This window comes from Paragemmobacter ruber, from assembly GCF_009908315.1.
Classification (GTDB): domain Bacteria; phylum Pseudomonadota; class Alphaproteobacteria; order Rhodobacterales; family Rhodobacteraceae; genus Paragemmobacter; species Paragemmobacter ruber.
This window is the reverse complement of the sequence record NZ_JAAATW010000007.1, coordinates 1-23,266: the sequence shown is the minus strand read 5'-3', so window position 1 is coordinate 23,266 and position 23,266 is coordinate 1. Positions and strand designations below refer to the sequence as shown.

The window sequence follows — 23,266 nt, the reverse complement described above, 5'->3', positions numbered from 1 at the left end:
TCCCATGACCGACACCGCCCCGACCCGCCGCATCGCCAACATCCACAAGGCGCCCTTCACCCCCTTCGTCTATCCCGATGGCGTGGCGCTCGGGGATGCCATCCTGCAGCTTGATGCCGACAAACCCTTGGGCGAGGGCTTCCACGTCTATCGCATGCCCGCCGGGATGCGCACCCGCCGCCACATCCACAACGGGCATGAACAGTTCCTGATCCTCGAAGGCCAGCTGATCGAAGATGACGGCACCGTGTTCAACCCCGGCGATCTGGTCTTCTACGCCGACGGGACCGAACACAATTCCTACACCCCCGACGGCTGCCTCCTCGCCGTCCATATCGTCGGCCCCGAAACCCCGACGGAATGATCCCAAGCGGCCGTCCTGCCGCCGAATCACATCGCATCCGGGGCGGAAACAGGCCGCGCCCGGATGGCGATAGGGCCAAAATCATTAACAATTATTGATTTTTCCACCCCCGCCGCGCGCATCGTTTCCAATCCGTGAAAAGCCGCGCGACACGGCCCAGGATTGACGCCCAACCCCAGCGGCGCCATTCCGATTTCCTTGCTTGGTGGCAGAAATGTGGTAACAATTTGACTAAAGGTATGGCCCTTCCCAATCAAAGGGTGGGCATGCGGTGGGGGCCGCATGATCGCCCGACGGAAAGCCAGCCTGTGACCGAACCCAAGCTGCCGGGGTGTGTAATGAGTGTCTGTTTGAACAAGGCCGCCGCGCGCGGCTCTGCCCTGGTCTGCCGATCCCCGCAGGCCCAGCACGGCGGGGCGCTGTGATGGGCATCCTGATCCCTCAATCCTCCCTGTCCGCACCATTGGCCTCGGCCATGCCCGTATCCGCCGCCCCGGCGGTCGAGGCGACGATGCTGTCGCAAGGGCTTCGCCTGCGGGTCGGCCCCCTGCCCGGCGACCTTTGCGCCGTGGAAGACATCTCCATCGGCGATCCGATCTGGGATCTGGCCACAAGCCGCCTGATCGACGTCGACGGCATGGCCTGCGCCACGCTGGTGCCGCATCTTCTCGATGACATGGGCCTGCGCGCCATGCCCGTGGAAACAGCCGTGGGCCATGGCTATCTCGCCCTCGCCTCCGCCCGCATCGTCACGCCCGTGCAGCGCCCGCAACCGGCCTTCGGACCGACGGTCTTCTTCCGCTTCTGGCCCGAATCCCGCCTCGTAGCCGAGGTCGAGGGTCGCCCCGTCCTGCTGCGCGGCACCCACGCCTGAGGCAGCCGCGCGCCCTCACTCCGGCACGACAAACCCCTGCGCGGCAAAGGCGGCATCCGCAGGCCCTGCCGTCAGCGCCTCCAGAAATTCCCGGTCCCCGTCATCCGCCGCCCCGGTCAGCAGTGCGGCCGGATAGATGATGGGCGGATGGCTGTCGGCGGGAAAGGTCGCCACCACGGTCACATTATCCTCGGCCACCGCATCGCTGCCATAGACGATCCCATAGGGCGCCTCGCCCGACGCTACCAAGGCCAGCGCCGCGCGCACATTTTCAGACTGCGCCACCGCCCCCTCGACCGAAGGCCAAAGCCCAAGGCTCTCCAGCGCCGCCTTGCCGTATTGCCCCGCCGGCACGGCATCCACCATCGCCATCGACAACCGCCCCCCGCCCAGCATCCCGGCCAGATCCGTCCCGGCCCCGATCTCCACCGGCGCCGCCCCCTTGCCATGCGCGATCAGCACCAGCGTATTGCCAAGGATATCTGCCCGCGTGCCGGGCACCACCAGTCCCGCCTTCTCCACCTCATCCATCCAGTTCACGGCGGCCGAGATGAAGATATCCGCAGGCGCCCCTTCGATGATCTGCTTGGCCAGCGCATTAGACCCGGCATAGCTGATCACCACCTGATGCCCCGTCGCCGCCTGAAATTCTGCCGCCACCTGATCCAGCGCCGTCTTCAAGGACGCGGCGGCAAAGACCACCACCTCATCGGCCATCGCCGGCAGCGGCAGGGAAAGGGCGCAGGCCAAGAGGGCCGCGCGGGGGGTGACAGGCGATCGGATCATGGGGGCCTCCCTCGGCGATATGTTCTACAAAACATATCACCCGGCCCCGCCAGACAAGGCAAGCGTTATTTCCCACAAGAAACAACGCGCCCATCCCGCCCCGCCAACAGCGCCCGCAGGTTCACATCAAACGGCGGCCGCACGATCCCGAACTCCGTGATCAGCCCCGCGATCAGGCGGTTCGGCGTCACGTCGAACGCCGGGTTGAAGGCCGGCGCGCCCTCGGGCGCAACCCTCTGCCCCCCGATCCGCAGCACCTCGTCCGCCTCGCGCTCCTCGATCTCGATCCCGTCGCCATCCGGCGTGGCCAGATCAATGGTAGAGGATGGGCAGGCCACATAGAACGGCACCCCGTTATCCTGCGCAGCCAGCGCAAGGTTATAGGTGCCGATCTTGTTCGCCGTATCGCCATTCGCGGCAACGCGGTCACAGCCCACCACGGCCATATCCACCCGCCGCCGCCGCATGATATGGGCCGATGCCCCATCCACCACGATGGCATGGGGCACGCCATATTCCATCAGTTCGAAGGATGACAGCTTCGCCCCCTGCAACCGGGGCCGCGTCTCATCCAGATAGGCAAAGACCTTCCGCCCCGCCTCATGCGCCCGCCGGATGATGCCCAGCGCGGTGCCAACCCCCACCGCCGCCAAGGCGCCCGTGTTGCAATGGTGAAAGAACGTCACCTCCTGCGGCAGGATGGCCAGCGCATGGGCGGCGATGGCCTCGTTCACGGCGATATCCTCGCGCTCCATCACCTGCGCCTCAGCCAAGAGCTGCGCCGCCCCCGCGCCCGCCCGCCACAGCCCGGCCATGCGGTCCAGCGCCCAGAACAGGTTCACCGCCGTGGGCCGCGATGCCCGCAGCACCCCATCCGCCGCCTCCAGCGCCGGGATCAGGGGCCGCCCCGCCGCCTCGGCCAGCAGCGCCGCCTGCGCGATACCGAAGGCGGCAGACACGCCGATGGCCGGCGCGCCCCGCACCGTCATGTCACGGATCGCGCCCGCCACCGCCTCGGGCGTGGCAAGGTCGCGATACTGCACCACCTCCGGCAGGAACCGCTGGTCCAGAAGGCGCAGCGTCGCCGTCGCCCCGATCCATTCCATCGTCTGAAAGGCCATCGCGCATCCTTCCGCAAAACAAAGGCAGGGCCCCGCAGCGCAGGGCCCCGCCTCACCTCATCCCGCGCTCACGGTCAGCCGATGATCGCGTTGAACGTGGGCGACGGCCGCATCACCGCCGCCGTCTTGGCCGGATCGGTGTGGTAATACCCGCCCAGATCGGCCGCCTTCCCCTGATCTGCCGCCAGTTCGGCCACGATCTTCGCCTCGTTCTCGGCCAAGGCCTTGGCTATCGGCGCGAAATGCGCGGCCAGCGCGGCATCCTCGCTCTGCGCGGCCAAGGCCTGCGCCCAGTACAGCGCGAAATAGAAATGGCTGTCGCGGTTGTCGGTCTGGCCCACCCGCCCTTTGGGCGACTTGTCATGATCCAGCACGCCCTGCGTGGCCACATCCACCGCCCGGCCCAGCACGCGCGCCTTCTCGTTCCCGCTCAGATCGGCCTGAAACTTCAGGCTCTCGCCCAGCGCGCAGAACTCGCCCAGCGAATCCCAGCGCAGATGGCCCTCTTCCATCAACTGCTGCACATGCTTGGGCGCCGAACCGCCCGCGCCCGTCTCGAACAGCCCGCCGCCCTGCATCAGCTTGACGATCGACAGCATCTTGGCCGACGTGCCAAGCTCCAGGATCGGGAACAGGTCCGTAAGATAGTCGCGCAGCACGTTGCCCGTGATCGCGATCGAGGTTTCGCCCTTGCGGATCGTCTCCAGCGACAGCCGCGTCGCTTCACGCGGGGCAAGGATCTGGAACTTGTCCGCCACCCCTGCCGCATCCAGAATCGGGCGCACATAGTTGATCAGCTGCGCATCATGCGCCCGCGTCGCATCCAGCCAGAAGATCGCCTGGCAGCCCTCGGCCTTCTGCCGCGAAATCGCCAGCCGCACCCAATCCTCGATGGGTGCCTTTCGCGTGGCCGCCGCGCGCCAGATGTCGCCCTTCTGCACCTTGTGCTGATGCAGCACATCCCCATTCGCCGCGATCAGCCGCACCGTGCCATCCGCCGGGATTTCAAAGGTCGTCGGGTGCGATCCGTATTCCTCGGCCTTCTGCGCCATCAGGCCGATATTCTGCACCGTGCCTGCCGTCGCCGGGTCCAGCGCGCCGGTCTGCTTGAAATAGGCCACCGTCTCGTCATAGACCGCCGCATAGGAACTGTCCGGGACCACGCAATTGGTGTCCTGCGCCTTGCCATCCGGCCCCCAGCCCTTGCCGCCCGCCCGGATCAGCGCCGGGATCGACGCGTCGATGATCACATCCGACGGCACATGCAGGTTGGTGATCCCCTTGTCGGAATTCACCATGTAAAGCGGCGGCCGCTCGGCCATCACCGCCTCGATCTCGGCAAGGATCGCCTTGCCCTCGGGCATCTCGGCGATCCGCTCAAGCATCACGCCAAGCCCAGCATTGGGATCGGCCCCCGCCGCCGCCAGCGCCGGCCCATGCGCCTCGAAGACCGGCGCAAGGAAGGCCCGCACGGCATGGCCAAAGATGATCGGGTCCGACACCTTCATCATCGTGGCCTTCAGATGGACCGAGAACAGCACCCCCTCGCGCTTCGACAGCGCGATCTGTTCAGCGAGGAACGTCCGCAGCGCCGCGACCGACATGAAGGTGGCATCCACCACCGTGCCCTCGTGATAGGTCACCTTGTCCTTCAGCACCGTCACCGTGCCATCGGGCGCGACATGCTCGATCCGCGCCGCCCCCGCCTGCGCCGCGCTCAGCGTGACCGAAGTCTCGTTCGACCGGAAATCCCCGCCCGACATCGTGGACACGCGCGTCTTGCTGTCGGGCCGCCACTCCCCCATCGAATGGGGGTTGGCCTTGGCATAGTTCTTCACCGCCACCGCCGCGCGGCGGTCCGAATTCCCCTCGCGCAGCACCGGGTTCACCGCCGATCCCTTGATCGCGTCATAACGGCGGCGCGCCTCGCGCTCGGCCTCGGTCTTCGGATCCTCGGGGTAATCCGGCAGATCATAGCCCTGCCCCTGCAATTCCTTCACCGCCGCCAGCAATTGCGGCACCGAGGCCGAGATGTTGGGCAGCTTCACCACATTGGCCGTGGGCGTCGTCACCAGCGCCCCCAGTTCCGCCAGATCGTCCGGCTGGCGCTGCGCCTCGGTCAGCCGCTCGGGGAAGGCCGCGATGATCCGGCCCGCCAACGAGATGTCGCGCACCCCCACCGACACGCCCGCCGCCGCGGCAAAAGACCGGATGATCGGCAGAAGCGAGGCCGAGGCAAGCTGCGGCGCCTCGTCCACCTTGGTGTAGATGATGTCGGGAATCGGTCGATCGGTCATGGGAAAGCCTGTGTTCTCTTGCAGTTACGGCCCGTGGCCAAGCAAAAGGGCGACGCACGGCCCTGCCGCGCGCCGCCCCTTGATTTGCAACCTAGTCAGACTAAGCGGGAAACGAAAGCGCCTCTGTGCCGCGCCGCGCATTTGCCGCGCCCGCCGCAGCACAGACCGCGCGCCGCGTCAGACGACGGTCACGCGCAGCGTGCCGACACCGTCGATCACGCAATCCATCACGTCGCCCCGCTCCACGGCACCCACACCCGACGGCGTGCCTGCCATGATCACATCGCCCGCCTGCAGCTCGAAATACTCCGACAGATAGGAAATCATCTCCGGCACCTTCCAGATCATCTGGTTCAGGTCGCCCTCCTGCCGCGGCTGGCCGTTCACCGTCACCGCGATGCGGCCCTTGTCGGGATGGCCGACCTTCGCCACCGGCTGCACCGGCCCGACCGGGCCGGACAGCTCGAACGCCTTCCCAATCTCCCACGGGCGGCCCATCTTCTTGGCCTCGCCCTGCAGATCGCGCCGCGTCATGTCCAGGCACACGCCATAGCCGTAGACATGCGACAACGCATCCTCCAGCTTGATGTTCGTCCCGCCCGATTTCAGCGCCACCAGCAACTCCACCTCGTGGTGCACATCCTTGGTGTGCGGCGGATAGGGGAAACGCCCCGAAGCATCCAGGTTGTTGGGGTTTTTCTGGAAAAAGAACGGCGGCTCGCGGTCGGGGTCATGGCCCATCTCCACCGCATGGGCGGCGTAATTGCGCCCAATGCAATAGACCCGGCGCACCGGGAACGCGCCGCCACCTTCGACGGGAATCGTCGGCACCGCCGGCGCGGGGATCACAAAATCAGCCATTTCTCACCTCTTCCAGAGCAGGGACTGGTCGCTGCATAGCTCATGGATTGGTTCAAATCAATCCCGCATTACGCCAAAGATTCCCGGCCAATCAGACCAATTTCGGATTGATATCGCGATTTTTTGATGTATAACTCGAAACTGAGCCTGATTGGTCAACCAATCGCAAGGAATGGTCCATGGATGTTCCCACGACAGACCCGGTGACGCGCCTGCGCAGCTACATCCTCGACGGTGGCTTCGGCAGCGGCGGCAAACTGCCGCCCGAACGCCAGCTGTCCGAAGAACTCGGCCTCTCGCGCGCCACCATCCGCAAGGCGCTCGATGTGCTGGAACGCGACGGTCTGATCTGGCGGCATGTGGGCAAGGGCACCTTCGTCTCGGAAGACACTGCCCTCAAACCCACCAACGCCGCCGTCGAACTGGGCCGTCAGCTTACGCCCTTCCGCATGATCCGCGCGCGCCTCGCCATCGAACCCGCCATCGCCCGCGAAGCCGCGATCAACGCCTCCGGCGAAACCCTCACCCGGATGCAGCGCGCCATCGACCGGGCCAAGGCCGCCACGACCTGGAACGAATACGAAATCCAGGACGACAATTTCCACCGCGCCGTGGCCGAAGCCGCCGACAACCTGCTTCTCTTGTCGCTCTTCGATCACCTGAACGAGGTGCGCCGCGCCGTCGCTTGGGGCAGCGTGTCGCGCGACACCGCCCACCCCTCGCCCGACCACACCAGCTTCGCCGAACACGACCAGATCGCCGAAGCCATCGCCAACCGCGACCCCGCCGCCGCGCATGACGCCATGCGCAAACATATCGGCTCCGTCGCGCGCCGCCTTTTCGGAGAGGTGTAAGAGCAGAAAGAACCACCCCGGCCACCCACGCGACACCAAGATCGCAGCGCCGGACCAAATAGGACTGAGTTCTCAGGGAGGAGAAATCATGAAGACCCTACGCACCAGCCTGGCAGCCCTCGCCATGGCCGCTTGCTTCGGCGCAACCGCCGCGCAGGCCGAAACCATCCGCATCGCGCTGGCCGAACAGCCGTCCGATGAAATGGCGGCCTTCTTCGTCGCACTCGACCGCGCCAAGAAGGCGGGCCTCGATTACGAATGGACCGCCTTCGCCGAAGAAGAACTGGCCATCCAGGCCGTGCTCAGCGGCGACATGGACATCGCCTTCGGCACCCCCTACGCCGTGATGCAGCGCTCCAAGGCGCCCGTCCGCATCATCTTCCAACTGTCGCGCCTTGTCTTCTTCCCGGTCGCGACCAAGGATTACGCCACGCTCAAGGATCTCGACGGCGTGCCGATCATGCTGCACTCGCGCGCGGGCGGCACCGACTCCATCGCCAACGTGATCGAGGATCGCGAAGGCATCACCTTCGGCGAACGGTCCTATGTGCCGGGTTCCGACAACCGCGTCGTGGCCATGCTCGCCGGTCAGGCCGAGGCGACGATCCTCGATCTGTCCAACCGCAACAAGATCATCGCCGAGGCGGGCGACCGCTTCAACTCGCTGCCCATGTTCGAGGTGAAGGCCAGCGACGAGGCGCTGTTTGCCAATCTCGACTGGATGCAGGAAAACGAAGAAGCCGTGAACATCTTCGTCGATGCCCTCCACAGCGTCTGGACGGACATGTCCAAGGACCCCTCGATCATCAGCCGCGAAACCGATCCGAACGGCCCCATCGGCCAGCTTCCGGCCGAGGTTCTGGCAGGCATCGACAAATTCTACAGCGAAGCCGTGGCCGGTGGCCTCTATGATCCCAACGGCGGCGGGCGCGAGGCGGCGATGGCCGATCTCGAATGGTACACGATGGCGGGCCAGCTTGAAGGCGATCCCGCATCGCTCAACCCCGATGACTTCTGGTACTTCGCGCCGCTCGACGCCGCGATGAAGTAACCCGCCCTTCTGGCCGCCGCCCGCATCCGGCGTGGCGGCCAGACCCTCCGTTTCATCCGATGCTGCAAAGGGTCCTCGATGAAGAACCGCTCCCTCATGCTCAAGCTTCTCTCGGCCCTGATCGTCTTCGGCGCCTGGGAGATTGCAGGCCATATCCCCATCTCCTACGCCTTCCCCACCTTCCTTGAATCCATGGCCGCGCTGGCGCGCATGACATTCGATGGCACGATCTTCGTGGCCTATGCCGAAACCCTGCGCCCGCTGGTCGTGGGGGTGGCGATCTCGGCCGTCCTCGGCATCGGGCTCGGTCTCTGGATCGGCCTGTCCAAGGGTTTCGAATGGCTGTTTGCGCCGATCTTCATCGTCATGCAGGCCGCGCCCTTGGCCGCGCTCATCCCAATCCTCGTGATGATCTACGGCATCGGGCTCACCTCCAAGGTCTTTGTCGTCTGCATCATGGCCATGCCGGTGATCGTGCTGAACACCGCCAGCGCGGTGCGCAACACGCCCGCCTCGCTGAAAGAGATGGCGACCTCCTTCATGGCCGCCGACCGCGACGTCCTGCTCAAGATCATCCTTCCCGCCGCCTCGCCCGTCATCTTCTCGGGGCTGCGCCTCGGAGTCTCGGCAGGCTTCATCGGCGCGATCCTGTCAGAACTCAAGATCACGCCCACGGGCGTGGGCGACATCATCACCTACAGCCGCTCCATCGCTGACTACCCCAGCATGTATGCGGCGATCTTCTCCATCATCCTTCTCGCGGTTCTCTTCCTGAACCTGCTCGAAGCTCTCGAAAACATGCTCTTTGAAGGGAACAACCGTGGATATGTCTCAGATTAAGCCAGACGCCCGGCACGTCACATCCGCCACCGACAGCGCCGTCTCCGTCCGCAACGTATCCAAGGTCTATGGCGACGTTCAGGCGCTCAAGGATCTGACGCTGGATTTCCCGCGCGGCGAACTGACTTCGCTCCTCGGCCCCTCGGGCTGCGGCAAGACCACGCTGCTCAAGATCATCGCAGGCCTCCTTCCCGCCACCTCGGGCGAGGTGCTCATCAACGGCAAGGCCGTCTCCGGCCCCGGCCCCGACCGGTCCTTCGTGTTCCAGGACTTCGCGCTGATGCCCTGGGCCTCGGTCATCCGCAACGTGGCCTTCGGGCTCGAACTGCGCGGCGTGGCCAAATCGGAACGCGAAGCCGTGGCCGAGAAATACATCGCCGCCGTGGGCCTTGCCGGGTTCGAACAGAAATTCCCGCATCAGCTTTCGGGCGGCATGCGCCAGCGCGTGGGTCTCGCCCGCGCCCTGTCCGTCAATGCCGAGGTGCTGCTTCTGGATGAACCCTTCTCCGCGGTGGATGAACAGACCCGCCGCAAGTTCCAGGAAGACATGCTGGAACTGGTGCAGAAGGAAAAGAAGACCTTCATCTTCGTCACCCATTCCATCGAAGAAGCGGTCTACGTCTCCGACCAGATCGCCATCCTCCTGCCCCGCCCCAGCCGCGTGTCGGAAATCATCCGCCCCTCCAGCTTCCGCGACAAGGGCGTGGACAACATCCGCCGCGATCCCGAATATCTCGACATCGTCGATGGGATCTGGGCCTCGCTGCGCAGCTATGTGGAGTAAGCCATGACGCTCTTCGGCTACAAACTCCCCGCGCTGTCCTCGCTCCTGCTCTGGGCGATGGTGTGGGAACTGGTGGGACAGCTGCAGCTGACCTTCTTCGTCCCCCCGTTCTCCGAGGTGATGACCACCCTCGTCTCGCTCCTGCCGACGCCCGCCTTCCTGCAGGCGCTCAGCGTCACGGCAGCCGCCTTCGGCACGGGCGTGTTCTTCGCCATCGTAATCGGCATCCCGGTGGGCATCCTGATGGGCAAAAGCCGCATCCTCGATGAACTGCTGCTGCCTTGGGTCAACATCTTCCTTTCGGCCCCGCTCACCGCACTGGTGCCGGTGCTGATGGTGCTCTTCGGCTTCGGCGCGCGCACGGTGATCATCACCACCTCGCTCTTTGCCATCTGGATCATCATCCTGAACGCCCGCGCCGGGGTGCGCCAGATCAACCGCTCGCTGGTCGAAATGGCCCGCAGCTTCGGCGCCTCGCCGCTCGATGCCTTCTTCAAGGTCTATTTCTGGGCCGCCCTGCCCGAAATCCTGGGCGGTGTCCGCATCGGGGTGATCCGCGCGGTCAAGGGCGTGATCATCGGCCAGCTCCTGATCTCGATCGTGGGCTTCGGGGCCTTGTTCGAGCTTTACTCCAGCAAGTTCCTGATGGCGGAATTCTGGGCCGTGCTGATCGTGCTCTTCGGCCTCGCCTTTGCCCTGTCGGAGTTTCTGGCCTATCTCGAAGGAAAGGTATCCTACTACGCATCCTCGCGCGGCTGATCCCCAGCCGCGCCCCCGCCCTCCGGAGGCTTGACATGACCCGAACCCTTGCCGCGCTGATTGCATCCCACGGGGAGGATACCCCCGCCATCGGCGCGCCGGGCCGGGACTGGCTCACCTTCGGGGGGCTGCGCCAGCTCTCCGCCGATGTGGCCGCCCAGTTGCGCGGCTTCGGCATCGGGGCGACCGACCGCGTCGCCATCGTGCTGCCCAACGGGCCGGACATGGCGGCCACCTTCGTCACCATCGCACAGGCCGCCGTCACCGCCCCCTTGAACCCCGCCTACCAGCAGGCCGAATACAGCTTCTACCTCGAAGACCTGCGCGCCCGCGCGCTGGTGGTGCTGGACGGCTATGACGGCCCCGCACTCGCCGCCGCCACCCCCCTGAACATGGCCATCCTGCGCCTGCACGCCGATCCCGCCGCCCCCGCAGGCACCTTCCGCCTGACCGGCCCCGCCGCGGCCACCCCGGCTCCTGCCACCCTGCCCGGGCCGGATGACACCGCGCTGATCCTGCACACCTCGGGCACCACCTCGCGGCCAAAAATCGTGCCGCTCACGCAGGCCAATATCGCGGCCTCTGCCCAGAACATCCTCACCTCGCTCGCGCTCACGCCCACCGACCGCTGCCTGAACGTGATGCCGCTCTTCCACATCCACGGCCTGATCGCCGCCGTCTCTGCCTCGCTCGCCGCAGGCGCCTCGGTCGCCTGCGCGCCGGGCTTTGACGCGCTGAAATTCTTCTCCCAGATGGCCGAGGTAAAACCCACCTGGTACACCGCCGTTCCCACCATGCATCAGGCGATCCTGTCGCGCGCCGCCCGCAACGCCGAGGTGATCGCCGCCAACCCCCTGCGCTTCCTGCGCTCCTCCTCCGCCTCGCTGCCCGCGCAGGTGATGCTGGAACTGGCCGCCACCTTCAATGCGCCGGTCATCGAAGCCTATGGCATGACCGAAGCCACCCATCAGATGGCCTGCAACCCCCTGCCGCCCCGCGCCCAGAAACCCGGCTCTGTCGGCATCGCCGCAGGCCCGCTTCTTCGCATCGCGCATGAGGTAGAAGACAAACTGATCGACGGCACGGGCGAGGTCGTCATCTCCGGCCCGAACGTCACCCCCGGCTACGAGGGCAACCCCGAGGCCAACCGCAAGAACTTCTTCATGGCCGACGGCCTGCGCTGGTTCCGCACCGGCGATCAGGGCGCGCTCGATGACGAAGGCTATCTGCGCCTCACCGGACGGCTGAAGGAAATCATCAATCGCGGCGGCGAAAAGATCAGCCCGCTCGAGGTGGACGGCATCCTGCTCGACCATCCCGCGATCCAGCAGGTGGTGGCCTTCGCCATGCCCCACCCGAAACTCGGCGAAGAGGTCGCCGCCGCCGTCGTCCTGCGCGAAGGCCAGACCGCCACCGAACGCGAAATCCGCGATTTCTGCGCCACCCGCATGGCCGATTTCAAGGTGCCCCGCCGCGTGGTGATCCTGGATGAAATCCCCAAGGGCGCGACGGGCAAGCTGCAACGCATCGGGCTGGCCGAAAAACTGGGGCTCGCACCCGCCACCTGATCCCGCGATAGGAAAAGACCCATGAAAATCTGCATCTTCGGCGCGGGCGCCATCGGCGGCTACATGGCCGCAAAGCTGGTTCAGGCGGGGGCCGATGTCAGCATCGTCGCCCGCGGCCCCCACCTTGCCGCCATGCAGGACAAGGGCCTCACCCTGATCGAGGAAGGCCACGATCCCGTCACCCTGCCCGTCCGCGCCAGCGCCAATGCCGCCGATCTCGGCCCGCAGGATTACGTCATCCTCACGCTCAAGGCGCATTCCGTCCCGCCCGTTGTCGGCGCGATGCAGCCCCTCTTCGGCCCCGCCACCACGCTGGTCCATGGCGTGAACGGCGTGCCGTGGTGGTATTTCCACAAACATGGCGGCCCGCTCGACGGCACCCGCCTTGCCAGCGTCGATCCCGGCGATGTGCAATGGAACGGCTTCGGCCCCGACCGCGTCTTGGGTTGCGTCGTCTACCCGGCGGCGGAGGTCAGCGAACCCGGCACCATCCACCACATCGAAGGCAACCGCTTCTCGCTGGGCGAACCCGACGGCTCGAAATCCGACCGCGCCACCGCCCTGTCGCAGGCCCTGCAGGCGGCAGGCCTCAAGGCCCCCGTCCGCCCCCGCCTGCGCGATGAAATCTGGATCAAGCTCTGGGGCAACCTCTCCTTCAACCCCATCTCCGCGCTGACCCATGCCACGCTCGATGTGCTCTGCACCGATCCCGGCACCCGCGACGTCGCCCGCCACATGATGATCGAGGCGCAGACCATCGCTGAAAAGCTCGGCATCACCTTCCCCATCGACGTGGAACGCCGCATCGACGGCGGCGCCGCCGTGGGCGCGCACCGCACCTCCATGCTGCAGGACCTGACCGCCAACCGCCCGATGGAGATCGACGCGCTGGTGCGCGCGGTGCAGGAACTCGGTAGCCTCACCGACACCCCCACCCCCACCGTGGACACCGTCCTCGCCCTCGTCACCCTGCGCGCGCGGGTGGCCGGGCTTTACTGAACGACCGGCGGCGCAAAGCCGCCACATGGAAGGAGCACCCCATGCGTTTCATCGTCGGCACCCCCGAACCGGGCAAACCGAACGCCATCTTCCTTGTGCAGGGTGACCGCGCCTTCAACCTGACGCAGGCCCATCCCGGCATCGGCCATGATCTGATGCGCCTGATCACCGATCCCGCGCTTCTTGCCCGCATCCGCGCCGAAGGTATGGGCCAGCCCACCCTGCCCGTCACCGCCATCCAGCCCGCCCTGCCCGTGGCCCATCCCGGCAAGGTGATCTGCCTTGGCCTGAACTATGTCGATCACGTCAAGGAAGGCGGCTACGAAATCCCCACCTACCCCGCCCTCTTCATCCGCACGCTGTCCTCGCTCATGCCCGCAGGCGCGCCGATGATCCGCCCCGCCTGTTCCGAACGGCTGGATTACGAGGCGGAACTCATGGTCCTGATCGGGCGCGGCGGGCGGCATATCGACGAAGCCCGCGCACTCGACCACGTTTTCGGCTACACCGTCTTCAACGACGGCTCCATCCGCGACTATCAGCGCAAGACCCATCAATGGACGCCCGGCAAGAACTTCGATGCCACCGGTGCCATCGGCCCCGTCGTCGTGACGCCAGACGAACTGCCCCCCGGCGCCACCGGCCTGCGCATCCAGACCCGCGTGGGTGCGGAAATCCTGCAAGACGCCAACACCGCCGACATGATGTGGTCCGTCGCCCGCACCATCGCCACCCTGTCGGAATACACCACGCTGGAACCCGGCGACATGATCGCCATGGGCACGCCCCCCGGCGTGGGCCATGCCCGCACGCCGCCCCGCTGGCTCCGCCCCGGCGAGGTGGTGGAGGTGGAAATCGAAGGCATCGGCATCTGCGCCAGCCCCGTGCACGACGAGGTGCGCGCTCCCCTGCAAACCGCGCCAAAGACCCCCGCCACCGCGCATTGACAGGAACGTGACCCGGATGTGACAGGGTGTGACCGGCTTGCCCCCGGCGCCCCCCTTGCCGCGCGCCTTCGGGCGGTCATTCTCGGCGCGGATCCCAAACACAGGTCGCGCCCATGCCCACCCTCGCCCGCCGCAGTTTCACCCTCGCCCTGATGGGCGGCCTCGCCGCGCCCCTGCTCCTGCGCGCCCACCCCCTGCGCGCCCAAACCGATGCCGTGGCCGACCTGCGCCGCGCGGCGCTCGACCTGCCGCAACTCCATGCCATCCTCGTGCAGCGCGGCGATGAGGTGATCCTCGCCGAAGCCCCGCGCGGGCGCGGCCTTGACCGCGCGGCCAACATCAAATCCTGTTCCAAAAGCCTGCTCGCCCTGCTCCTCGGCACCGCCATCGCGCGGGGCGAGGTGCCGTCGCTTTCCGCCCGTCTCGGCGATGTCGCCCCGGATCTGATCCCCGCCGACGCCACCCAAGGCGTGGCCGATCTGACGATGAACGATCTCGTCACCCTGCGCGGCGGGTTGCAGGGCACCTCGGGCGGCAATTATGGGGCCTGGGTCTCATCGCCCAACTGGGTCGCCTATGCCCTGCGCCAGCCGCGCATCGCGCCCAATGGCGGGCGCATGATCTATTCCACCGGCACCACCCATGTGCTGGGCGCGGCACTGGTCACCGCCACCGGCACCACGCTGCGCGATCTGGCGCGCGAACGGCTGGGCGCACCCTTGGGCATCGACATCCCCGACTGGACCCGCGATCCGCAGGGCTTCCATTTCGGCGGCAACGAAATGGCGCTGACCCCGCAGGCCATGCTGAGCGTGGCGCTACTGATGCGCGACAACGGCCGCTACGGGGACGCACAGGTCATCGCCCCCGACTGGGTGACCGCCTCGCGGCAGGTGCAGACCCGCTCGCCCTTTTCGGGCCTCGGCTACGGGCTCGGCTGGTTTCTCAGCGATACAGGCTGGATCATCGCCCGCGGCTATGGCGGGCAGGTCATTGCCGCCCATCCCGACCGCGGCCTCGCCCTCGCCATCACCTCGGACCCGACACAACCCGCCCGGTCCGAGGGCTATTTCGGCGCCCTCATGCGCCTCATCGACGGCCCGGTTCTGGCTCTGGCCTGATCCATGACCCCGGTTCCGGCGCTATTCCGCCGGAACCGACCCCTCCCCCGTGGCCGCGTCCAACTCGCGCCGCAGCCGCGCCTCCTCTGCCGCCTTCGGCACCGACCACCCCGCCAGCAGCAGATAGACCACCGGCGTCAGATACAGCGTCACCACCGTCGCCAGACCCAGCCCCCCCACGATCACCCAGCCCAGCGCCTCGCGCGCCTCCGCCCCCGGCCCGGTGGACAGGATCAGCGGCACCCCACCCAGCACGGTGGAAACCATGGTCATCATCACCGGGCGCAGCCGGATCACCGATCCTTCAAGGATCGCCTCGCGCACGCCCTTGCCGGCATCGCGCAGCTGGTTGGCGAACTCCACGATCAGGATGCCGTTCTTCGCCATGATCCCCACCAGAAGCACCAGCCCGATCTGCGAATACACATTCAGGCTCCCCCCGCTCAGGATCAGCGCGAACACCGCACAGGCCAGCCCCAGCGGCACCGTGGACATCACGATGATGGCCGAGATGAAGCTTTCGAACTGCGCCGCCAGCACAAGAAACACGATCAGGATCGCAAAACCGAAGGTGATCAACAGCCCCGATCCCGTCTCGTTCAGCGCCGCCGCCTCGGCCAGGGGCACGATCCGGCTTCCGGGCGGTAGGATATCCGCCGCCAGCCGCTCCACCTCCGCCAGCGCAGGCCCCAGGGAAAGCTCCGGCGTCAGCCCCGCCGTGATCGGCACCGAACGCTGCTGCGCCTCGCGCCCCAGTTCCGGCGCCACCGCCCGCTCCTCCAGCCGCACGAAGGCCGAGACCGGCACATTCTCGCCCGAGGCCGACCGCATGAAGATGCGCTCCAGATCGCTGGGGTCGTTCACCGGATCGGCGGTCGATATCATCTGGATGTCATGGCTCCGGTCGCCGATGAACACCGTCCCCACCGTGCGCCCGTCCAGCACCGCCTGCAGCGCCTCGCCCAAGCCATCAATGCTGATCCCAAGATCCGACGCCCGCTCCCGGTCCACCTCGATGAACAGCTGCGGCTGCGTCGTGTCATAGCCCAGCCGCACCTGCCCGAAGGCCGGGTTCTGCTCCATCGCCTCCACCAGCGCGCCCGCCTGATCGGACAGCTCTTCATAGCTCGGCCCCACAAGCGCAAAGCTCAACCCCTGCCCCGCGCCCCGGATGCGCAGGCTGTTGGGCTGGATCGCAAAGGCCCGCACCCCGATCACCTGCCCCACATTGCGGTTGATCTCGCCCGCGATCTCCTGCTGGCTGCGCTCCCTCTCGCCCCACGGCGCCAGCGTCAGCACCATGAAGCCCGCATTGGCCGCCCCGCCCGATCCGGCGATGGCAAAGACATTGCGCACCTCGCCCGCCTCGACCAGGGGCGCGATGGCATCCTCCACCTCGCGCATCTTGCCAAATGTATAGTCCAGCGACACGCCCTGCGGCGCCTCGACCCGCATCAGCACGGTCGCCCGGTCCTCGGGTGGGGTCAGTTCCTGCCGGATCGTCCCCACCGCCAGCACCGCCGCCCCGGCAAACAGCGCCGATCCCACGACCACCACCACCGGCACCGCCAGCGCCGCCTCCAGACTGCGCCGATACATTCCCGACAGCGCCGCCCCGGCCTTCACGAACGGCCCCTGCGCCGCATCCCCCGCGGCCTTTGCCCCCGCCGCCTCTTCCTTCAACACACGGCTCGCCAGCACCGGGCACAGCGTCAACGCCACGACCGAAGACAGAAGCACCGCCATCGCCAGCGTAAAGCCGAACTCGCGGAACAGCCCGCCCGCCTCGCCGGGCAGAAAGGACAGCGGCACGAAGACCGCCGCCAGCGTGGCCGTCGTCGTCACCACGGCAAAGAACACCTGCTGCGTCCCCAGCACCGCCGCCGCCCGCGCGCCCATCCCTTCCGACCGGCGCCGCACGATGTTTTCCAGCACCACGATGGCATCATCGACCACCATCCCCGTCGCCAGCACCAGCGCCAGCAGCGTCAGGATGTTGATACTGAACCCCGCCATATAGATCGTGGCCAGCGTCCCGATCAGCGCGACCGGCATCGCGACGGCAGGCACCAGCGTCGCCCGCAGGTCAAACAGGAACGCATAGATCACCGCCACCACGATCACCGTGGACATGATCAGCGTCAGCACCACCTCGTTCAGCGCCCCCGCCACGAAAGTGGCATCATCCGACGTGACCCGCAGCGTCACATCCTCGGGCAGCAGGGGCTGCAACTCGGCCACCGCCGCGTTCACATCGGCCGAAATGCTCAGCGTGTTGGACGCCGCCGCCCGCAGGATGCCCAAACCCACCCCCGCCTCGCCATTCGACCGCAGGATGGATTCGCCCAGCGCCGGGCCAAGGCTCACCTGCGCCACATCGCCCAGCCGCACCCCGTCGCCCAGAATGATAGCCTCGAACTGCTCGGGCGAATTGATCGCCGCCGTCGTCCGCACCACCAGCGACTGCGACTCCGACGCCAGCGATCCCGCCGGGGCGTCAAAGGACACCGTCGCCACCGCCTCGCGCATATCGGCCAGCGACAGGCCCCGCGCCGCCAGTTGCTGCATGTTGATGTCGATGCGGAACACCTCGGCCCGGTCGCCGAAGATCTGCAGATCGGCCACCCCCTCCACCGACAACAGCCGCTCCTCCACCAGATCCTCCGCCAGTTGCGTCAGCTCCTCGGGGCTGCGCTGCGGCGATGTCAGCGACAGCCGCATCACCGCCTCGGCATTGGCATCGGCCTTCACGATCCGGGGCGGATCGGCCTCTTCGGGCAGGTCGTTCTGGATGCGCGCGATGGCATCGCGCATGTCGGTCGCCGCCACATCCAGATCGGTCGAGGTCGAGAATTCCACCGTCACCCGGCTGCGCCCGAACCGCGAACTGGACGAGATGTCGCTCACCCCCGCCACGCGCCCCGCCGCACCCTCGATCGCCGACGTGATCTCGCGGTCGATCGTCTCGGGCGCGGCGCCGGGATAATCCGTGCTCACCGTGATGACCGGGCGGTCCACCTCGGGCAGTTCCCGCACCTCGCCACCCAGATAACCCGCCACCCCCGCGATCACGATCAGCGCGTTCAGCACGAAGGCAAGGATCGGCCGGCGGATGAACAGCGCCGTCCCGGAAAGATGTGCGTTGCGTTCGGTCCGGTTCATCCCGCCCCCCGTCACAGCTTGGCAGGCGTCACCGCGCCCTCGCTTGCCCCGGCCGTCGCCGCCTCGCCCCGCACCTCCACCGGCGCGCCCGGGCGCACCGCCTGCACGCCCTCCACGATCACCAGATCGCCGGGCAGGAAATCGGCCTCCACCATCACCGCCGTCTCCGACCGCTGCAGGATGCGCACCGACAGCCGCTCCGCCGCCCCGTCGCGCACCACCCAGACAAAGGCGCCGTCCCGGCTCCACTGCACCGACAGCGGGTCCACCGCCGGCGCCGGTTCCCCCGGCAGATCGACCGAGATCGCAAACGACATCCCCGCCCGCAGCCGATCATCCCCGTTCTCCAGCCGCGCCTGCACCCGCAGCGTCCGGCTCGTCAGATCCACCCGGTTGTCGACCGCGCTCACCACGCCCGTGATCGACCCAAGCCCACCCGCAAGCGCCTCTGCCGTCACCGGATCGCCGGGCGCGATCCGCCCCACCATCCGCTCTGGCAGACGGAAATCGACAAGCAGCACCGAACGGTCGTCGATATCGGCGATCTCGGTCGTCGTGGTCACCTGCGCCCCCACCTCAGCGTTCAGGATGCCGATCCAGCCCGCGACCGGCGCCCGGATCTCGCGCAAGGACAGATCGAACTCCGCTTGCCGCACCTCAAGCTCGGCCTGCCGCAGCGCAAGCTCCGCCTCTCGCAACTGCACCGCCGTGCTGGCGCCCGATCCCTGCAACTGCTGCAACCGCTCCAGCGCCGCCCGCGCATCGTCCTGCATCAGCCGCGCGCGCTCCAGCGCGATGGTCTCGGCCTCGCTGTCCAGCCGCAACAGGACATCGCCCTCCTGCACACGCTGCCCCGATTGCACCAGCACCTCTGTCACCCGGCCCGGCGTCTCGGGCAGCACGGTCACCGCGCGGATGGCCTGCCCGTCGCCGATCGCCGCCACCCGGTCCGCGATGCGCGCCTCGCCCGGCGCCCGCGCCACCACCATGGGCGCCGCGCCCGCCGCGCGCCCGCCACCCTCCGCGCTCTCCGCCTCGGGCGCAGCCAGCCCCACCAGATCCAGCACCGGCCCCAGCCCGACCCCCCGCAACGCCAGATTCGCCGCAGGCAGCAGCGCCGCCGATCCGATCAGTGCCGCGATCAGAACGACAACACTCAGGCTGAGTTGCTTCCACATCGCCATGCTGCAAATCCTCAAATCGGGGTCGGATCACCGAAAGCCAAAAGATTGCGCGAAGAAGTGCCGCAGTTTGCGCGGCGCGCAACCCTCGGGCACCTGATATAACCTCACGATGGTGTCATCGCACGGCAGAAAGGCCCCCCGCGATCAGGAATTGGGCATCCGCGCCGCCACCCCGCGCCCCGGATCACCCCCCCGATCACTCGGCCACGCCCTGACATCCCTCTCCCATGGCCTTCCCGCAGCGCGCGATCAGCCGCGCGGTATCGGCGGCGGTCCAACCCTCGGGATCGGTCACCTGCACCCAGGGGCCGATATAGTCGCGTGCGAAATAGGCATGCCCATGGCCCGGCGGCGCCCCGAAGGACAGCGTCATGTCCAGCGCCAACTGGAACTGCGTCACCACCGGCATGAAGGTGAAATGATCCGACATGTCCGCCGCCGGCGCCTCGCGCATCCAGGGCGGCGCCCGCCACAGCGATGCCGGATCATAGAACACCACCGGATCGCTGGAATATTGCAGGAACATGATCCGCATCCGCCCCCATGACCCCCCGGCACCCGCACCGCCAGCCCCGGAACCATCGGCGGTTGCCGACGCATAGCGCACCAGCGATCCGTCCCCGATCACCGGCAACACCCAAGGGCTGCCCGGATTGCGCTGGTTCTGCACGTAATTCCAGAAGGCCGACGGAAAGGGCGGCCCCGCCCAGAACGCCCCGTGGATCGGATCATCCAGCAGCCGGAACAGGTTCGTCGCATACATCGACGACCACGCCCCAAGGCTCAAGCCATGCACATAAAGCCGTGGCCGCGCCTCGGGCGGCAGCGTCTTCCAATAGCCATGCACCACTTCCTGCAGGGCGGTCGCCTGCGCCAGCCCCGCATCCGTCTCAAGGATCAGCGCAAGCGGCGATTGCAGATAGGAATACTGCACCGTCACCGTGGCGATATCGCCCCCATGCATGTATTCCACCGGGTCCATCGCGCCCGGGTCCATCCATCCCGTCCCCGTCGGGCTTGCCACGATCAGCACCTGGCGCGCAAACGCCCCCTGCCGCTGCAATTCGGCCAGCGCCAGTTCTGCCCGCGCGCGCGGTGTCTCGGCATTGGCGCGCCCCACATAGACGCGGATCGGCTCCAGCGCGGGCCGCCCGGTAAAGGCCGCGATCGCCGCCGCATCCGGGCCGCCCGTCACATAATCCCGCCCCGGCGCCCCCATCGCCGCCCAATCCACCAGCGAGGCCGCGCTTCCCGTCTTGCGCGCCTCCGCAGGCGGCGGCGGCGCGCGGTCAAACAGCGCCTGCGCCGCCTCGTAACTCTCGTCCAGCGCCAGCACGACCCGATCCACGATCCCGTCCCGCGTCACCACGAACAGGATCACCACCACCGCAATCACGCCAAACAGATTGGCCCGCCGCGGCGGCATCACCCGGTACAGCCGCCCCCGGATCACGCGGAACATCCCCGCCACCGCCCGCCCCATCAGAAAGAACAGCGCAAACACCCCCGCCGCCAGCCCAAGGATCGTGGCCAGCCCCAGCGCCTCTTCCGGCGCCATGCCCATCTTCGCCCGCAGCGCGTTCTGCCAGCCAAGGCTCGCCCCCAGCACCCACAGGAACAGCCCGCCCGACGCCACCACCGCCACGCCCGACACCACCGCCGCCGCCCGCCCCCGCAGACAGGGCATGTCCGCCGCCCGCCAGATCAGCGCCACCACCTGCCAGCCCAGATAGCCCAGCGCCATCACCACGCCGCCCAGCACCCCCTGCACCTCCGGCCCCCGCGGGATCAGCGATGGCGTCAGCGACGCGGCAAAGAACAAAAGCCCCAGCGCAACCCCCGGCAGCGACGCAGGTCCGATCAGCCCGGCCAGAACGCGGCGCATCCCCATCTCCCTCTCCACGCCCCCCAACTCGCCCACAGCGTTACCCATTCCCGCCAAAAGACAAAGGCCGAAAGCACCGCCCCCCAACCGCCCCCCGAACCACCCACCCTACCCGCCCCACGATTTACCGATCAAAAAACTCAGACATTGCATATTCCGAGTAAATCAGTAAGTTTCCCGCAACATCCAAAGGCCCCCACGGCCGGACATCAGACAAAGGGACAGACCATGATCCGCACGCTTCTCGCCGGCACGGCGCTCACCGCCGCCTTCGCCGGGGCCGCCCCCGCGCAAGAGGCCTCCGCCGTGCTCGACACCTATGCCGACATCGCCGCCGCCAACTACGCCGACAGCCTCGCCGCCGCGCAGGCCCTGCAACAGGCCACCGCCGCGCTGATCGCCGCCCCGTCGGATGCCACCCTCGCCGCCGCCCGCAACGCATGGCTTGCCGCCCGCGTCCCCTATCAGCAGACCGAGGTGTTTCGCTTCGGCAATCCCATCGTGGATGACTGGGAAGGCGGCGTGAACGCCTGGCCGCTCGACGAAGGCCTGATCGACTATGTCGATGGCGGCTATGGCGGCCCGACCGACGAAAACCAGCTTGCCGCCCTGAACGTGATCGCCAACCCCACCTTCCCCCTCTCGGGCACAGAGATCGACGCCACCGCCATCACCCCCGCCCTCCTGCGCGACACCCTGCACGAGGCAGGCGGGGTAGAGGCGAACGTCGCCACTGGCTATCACGCCATCGAATTCCTGCTCTGGGGGCAGGATCTGAACGGCCATGGCGATGGCGCGGGCGCGCGCCCCGCCACCGATTTCGCCCGCGGCGCCGCCTGCACCGGCGGCCATTGCGACCGCCGCGCCGCCTATCTCGCGGCAGCGACCGACCTGCTGGTCAGCGATCTGGACTGGATGGTCGCGCAATGGGGCGATGACGGCGCCGCCCGCGCCGCCCTCATGGCCGACGAAACCGCAGGCCTCGCCGCCATCCTCACCGGCATGGGCAGCCTCTCCTATGGCGAGACGGCGGGCGAACGCATGCGCCTCGGCCTTATGCTGAACGACCCCGAGGAAGAACATTCCTGCTTCGCCGACAACACCCACAACGATCACTTCTACAACGGCGTGGGCATCCGCTCGGTCTATCTGGGCAGCTACACCCGCACCGATGGCACCACCGTTTCCGGCCCCTCGCTTTCGGATCTGGTGGCCGCCAAGGACCCCGCGCTGGATGCCGAGATGCGCGCCCGCCTCACCGATGCCGTCCTCGCGCTCGGACGCATCAAGACCGCCGCCGAAGCGGGCTTCGCCTATGACGAGATGCTGGCACCCGGCAATGCCGGGGGCGAGGCGCTGATCATGGGCGGGGTGGACGGCCTGATCGCCCAGACCCGCTCCATCGAACGCGTCATCGCTGCGCTCGGTCTCGATGGCATCGCCATCGAAGGCTCCGACAGCCTCGACAATCCCGACGCGGTCTTCCAGTAACCGCCCAAACGCACCGAACCGGGGCGGCGCGCGCAAGCCGCCGCCCCCGCCCGCGCAAAAGACCCGCCCATCATTACTCCAGCCTGCCACCCCGCCTGCCGACCCGCCAAAACGCCCCTATCCTGACCCCTATTCTGGCCCCTGTCCCGTCTGCCTCGCACTCGCCCCCGCCCAGAATAAAGGCTCGCCCATCTCGCCCCCCGCATCCTGCCCCGCCCCCCGATCCACCCCCCACGCCCTTTCCGGCCCCTATCCCTGACCCCACACTCTCGCCCCCACACGCCCCCACACGCCCCCCATCAACGCCAAAAGCCCGCC

19 protein-coding genes are annotated in these 23,266 nt (G+C 67.4%); 12 read left to right on the top strand and 7 right to left on the bottom strand.

Going from position 1 to position 23,266, the window contains the following annotated elements:
- Positions 1 to 4: 4 nt before the first annotated feature.
- Positions 5 to 364 carry a cupin domain-containing protein gene (locus GU920_RS18560; protein WP_161768604.1) on the top strand — a complete coding sequence of 120 codons (360 nt, stop codon included), beginning with the start codon at positions 5 to 7 and terminating at the stop codon, positions 362 to 364.
- 475 nt (positions 365 to 839) lie between these two features.
- Positions 840 to 1,238, top strand: a complete 399-nt coding sequence (locus GU920_RS18555) for a hypothetical protein (protein WP_235933413.1) — start codon at positions 840 to 842, stop codon at positions 1,236 to 1,238.
- 15 nt (positions 1,239 to 1,253) lie between these two features.
- Here the strand turns inward: GU920_RS18555 and modA are convergent, their stop codons facing one another.
- The 4 genes from modA to GU920_RS18535 all read right to left on the bottom strand — a co-directional run bounded on the left by modA (position 1,254) and on the right by GU920_RS18535 (position 6,303).
- Positions 1,254 to 2,024, bottom strand: coding sequence for a molybdate ABC transporter substrate-binding protein (gene modA / locus GU920_RS18550; RefSeq protein ID WP_161768602.1), 771 nt, complete (start codon positions 2,022 to 2,024; stop codon positions 1,254 to 1,256).
- A gap of 65 nt (positions 2,025 to 2,089) precedes the next feature.
- Positions 2,090 to 3,145 carry an S-methyl-5-thioribose-1-phosphate isomerase gene (mtnA, locus tag GU920_RS18545; RefSeq protein ID WP_161768601.1) on the bottom strand — a complete coding sequence of 352 codons (1,056 nt, stop codon included), beginning with the start codon at positions 3,143 to 3,145 and terminating at the stop codon, positions 2,090 to 2,092.
- Positions 3,146 to 3,219: 74 nt separating this feature from the next.
- Positions 3,220 to 5,442: an NADP-dependent isocitrate dehydrogenase gene (locus GU920_RS18540; RefSeq protein WP_161768600.1), complete on the bottom strand. Its 2,223-nt coding sequence runs from the start codon at positions 5,440 to 5,442 to the stop codon at positions 3,220 to 3,222.
- A gap of 177 nt (positions 5,443 to 5,619) precedes the next feature.
- A complete protein-coding gene (locus GU920_RS18535) occupies positions 5,620 to 6,303 on the bottom strand; it encodes a fumarylacetoacetate hydrolase family protein (protein WP_161768599.1) in 684 nt (227 codons plus the stop codon).
- A gap of 179 nt (positions 6,304 to 6,482) precedes the next feature.
- Between GU920_RS18535 and GU920_RS18530 the strand changes: the two genes are divergently transcribed.
- From GU920_RS18530 to GU920_RS18490, 9 genes are all read left to right on the top strand, one after another.
- Positions 6,483 to 7,157 carry a FadR/GntR family transcriptional regulator gene (locus GU920_RS18530; RefSeq protein ID WP_161768598.1) on the top strand — a complete coding sequence of 225 codons (675 nt, stop codon included), beginning with the start codon at positions 6,483 to 6,485 and terminating at the stop codon, positions 7,155 to 7,157.
- Positions 7,158 to 7,245: 88 nt separating this feature from the next.
- Positions 7,246 to 8,208: an ABC transporter substrate-binding protein gene (locus tag GU920_RS18525; RefSeq protein ID WP_201744250.1), complete on the top strand. Its 963-nt coding sequence runs from the start codon at positions 7,246 to 7,248 to the stop codon at positions 8,206 to 8,208.
- 78 nt (positions 8,209 to 8,286) lie between these two features.
- Complete coding sequence (locus GU920_RS18520) at positions 8,287 to 9,048, top strand: ABC transporter permease (RefSeq protein ID WP_161768597.1); 762 nt, start codon at positions 8,287 to 8,289, stop codon at positions 9,046 to 9,048.
- Positions 9,035 to 9,832 (top strand): ABC transporter ATP-binding protein, encoded by a 798-nt coding sequence (locus GU920_RS18515; protein ID WP_161768596.1) that lies wholly within the window; start codon positions 9,035 to 9,037, stop codon positions 9,830 to 9,832. Before GU920_RS18520 ends, GU920_RS18515 begins: the two co-directional genes overlap by 14 nt.
- Before the next feature lie 3 nt (positions 9,833 to 9,835).
- Positions 9,836 to 10,591: an ABC transporter permease gene (locus tag GU920_RS18510; RefSeq protein WP_161768595.1), complete on the top strand. Its 756-nt coding sequence runs from the start codon at positions 9,836 to 9,838 to the stop codon at positions 10,589 to 10,591.
- A 35-nt stretch (positions 10,592 to 10,626) separates the two neighbouring features.
- Positions 10,627 to 12,159: an acyl--CoA ligase gene (locus GU920_RS18505; RefSeq protein WP_161768594.1), complete on the top strand. Its 1,533-nt coding sequence runs from the start codon at positions 10,627 to 10,629 to the stop codon at positions 12,157 to 12,159.
- 21 nt (positions 12,160 to 12,180) lie between these two features.
- A complete protein-coding gene (locus GU920_RS18500) occupies positions 12,181 to 13,158 on the top strand; it encodes a 2-dehydropantoate 2-reductase (RefSeq protein WP_161768593.1) in 978 nt (325 codons plus the stop codon).
- Positions 13,159 to 13,199: 41 nt separating this feature from the next.
- Positions 13,200 to 14,105 (top strand): fumarylacetoacetate hydrolase family protein, encoded by a 906-nt coding sequence (locus GU920_RS18495; protein WP_161768592.1) that lies wholly within the window; start codon positions 13,200 to 13,202, stop codon positions 14,103 to 14,105.
- A 113-nt stretch (positions 14,106 to 14,218) separates the two neighbouring features.
- Positions 14,219 to 15,226, top strand: a complete 1,008-nt coding sequence (locus tag GU920_RS18490; protein ID WP_161768591.1) for a serine hydrolase domain-containing protein — start codon at positions 14,219 to 14,221, stop codon at positions 15,224 to 15,226.
- A 21-nt stretch (positions 15,227 to 15,247) separates the two neighbouring features.
- Here the strand turns inward: GU920_RS18490 and GU920_RS18485 are convergent, their stop codons facing one another.
- From GU920_RS18485 to GU920_RS18475, 3 genes are all read right to left on the bottom strand, one after another.
- Entirely contained in the window at positions 15,248 to 18,388 is a 3,141-nt protein-coding gene (locus GU920_RS18485; protein ID WP_161768590.1) for an efflux RND transporter permease subunit, read from the bottom strand.
- An 11-nt stretch (positions 18,389 to 18,399) separates the two neighbouring features.
- Positions 18,400 to 19,572 carry an efflux RND transporter periplasmic adaptor subunit gene (locus tag GU920_RS18480; RefSeq protein ID WP_161768589.1) on the bottom strand — a complete coding sequence of 391 codons (1,173 nt, stop codon included), beginning with the start codon at positions 19,570 to 19,572 and terminating at the stop codon, positions 18,400 to 18,402.
- 196 nt (positions 19,573 to 19,768) lie between these two features.
- Positions 19,769 to 21,505: an alpha/beta hydrolase gene (locus GU920_RS18475; RefSeq protein ID WP_235933412.1), complete on the bottom strand. Its 1,737-nt coding sequence runs from the start codon at positions 21,503 to 21,505 to the stop codon at positions 19,769 to 19,771.
- Positions 21,506 to 21,685: 180 nt separating this feature from the next.
- On the opposite strand from GU920_RS18475, the gene GU920_RS18470 reads away from it, so the two are divergent.
- Positions 21,686 to 22,948, top strand: a complete 1,263-nt coding sequence (locus GU920_RS18470; protein ID WP_161768588.1) for an imelysin family protein — start codon at positions 21,686 to 21,688, stop codon at positions 22,946 to 22,948.
- The last annotated feature ends 318 nt before the right edge of the window (positions 22,949 to 23,266 follow it).

Bases quoted from the DNA above. Each gene is read 5' to 3' on its own strand.
- GU920_RS18510 (WP_161768595.1), top strand. From the start codon at position 9,836: ATGACGCTCTTCGGCTACAAACTCCCCGCGCTGTCCTCGCTCCTGCTC.
- GU920_RS18495 (WP_161768592.1), top strand. From the start codon at position 13,200: ATGCGTTTCATCGTCGGCACCCCCGAACCGGGCAAACCGAACGCCATC.
- GU920_RS18490 (WP_161768591.1), top strand. From the start codon at position 14,219: ATGCCCACCCTCGCCCGCCGCAGTTTCACCCTCGCCCTGATGGGCGGC.
- GU920_RS18560 (WP_161768604.1), top strand. From the start codon at position 5: ATGACCGACACCGCCCCGACCCGCCGCATCGCCAACATCCACAAGGCG.
- GU920_RS18535 (WP_161768599.1), bottom strand. From the start codon at position 6,303: ATGGCTGATTTTGTGATCCCCGCGCCGGCGGTGCCGACGATTCCCGTC.
- GU920_RS18540 (WP_161768600.1), bottom strand. From the start codon at position 5,442: ATGACCGATCGACCGATTCCCGACATCATCTACACCAAGGTGGACGAG.
- GU920_RS18515 (WP_161768596.1), top strand. From the start codon at position 9,035: ATGTCTCAGATTAAGCCAGACGCCCGGCACGTCACATCCGCCACCGAC.
- modA (WP_161768602.1), bottom strand. From the start codon at position 2,024: ATGATCCGATCGCCTGTCACCCCCCGCGCGGCCCTCTTGGCCTGCGCC.
- GU920_RS18520 (WP_161768597.1), top strand. From the start codon at position 8,287: ATGAAGAACCGCTCCCTCATGCTCAAGCTTCTCTCGGCCCTGATCGTC.
- GU920_RS18485 (WP_161768590.1), bottom strand. From the start codon at position 18,388: ATGAACCGGACCGAACGCAACGCACATCTTTCCGGGACGGCGCTGTTC.
- GU920_RS18525 (WP_201744250.1), top strand. From the start codon at position 7,246: ATGAAGACCCTACGCACCAGCCTGGCAGCCCTCGCCATGGCCGCTTGC.
- GU920_RS18480 (WP_161768589.1), bottom strand. From the start codon at position 19,572: ATGGCGATGTGGAAGCAACTCAGCCTGAGTGTTGTCGTTCTGATCGCG.
- mtnA (WP_161768601.1), bottom strand. From the start codon at position 3,145: ATGGCCTTTCAGACGATGGAATGGATCGGGGCGACGGCGACGCTGCGC.
- GU920_RS18470 (WP_161768588.1), top strand. From the start codon at position 21,686: ATGATCCGCACGCTTCTCGCCGGCACGGCGCTCACCGCCGCCTTCGCC.
- GU920_RS18505 (WP_161768594.1), top strand. From the start codon at position 10,627: ATGACCCGAACCCTTGCCGCGCTGATTGCATCCCACGGGGAGGATACC.
- GU920_RS18555 (WP_235933413.1), top strand. From the start codon at position 840: ATGCCCGTATCCGCCGCCCCGGCGGTCGAGGCGACGATGCTGTCGCAA.
- GU920_RS18500 (WP_161768593.1), top strand. From the start codon at position 12,181: ATGAAAATCTGCATCTTCGGCGCGGGCGCCATCGGCGGCTACATGGCC.
- GU920_RS18530 (WP_161768598.1), top strand. From the start codon at position 6,483: ATGGATGTTCCCACGACAGACCCGGTGACGCGCCTGCGCAGCTACATC.
- GU920_RS18475 (WP_235933412.1), bottom strand. From the start codon at position 21,505: ATGGGTAACGCTGTGGGCGAGTTGGGGGGCGTGGAGAGGGAGATGGGG.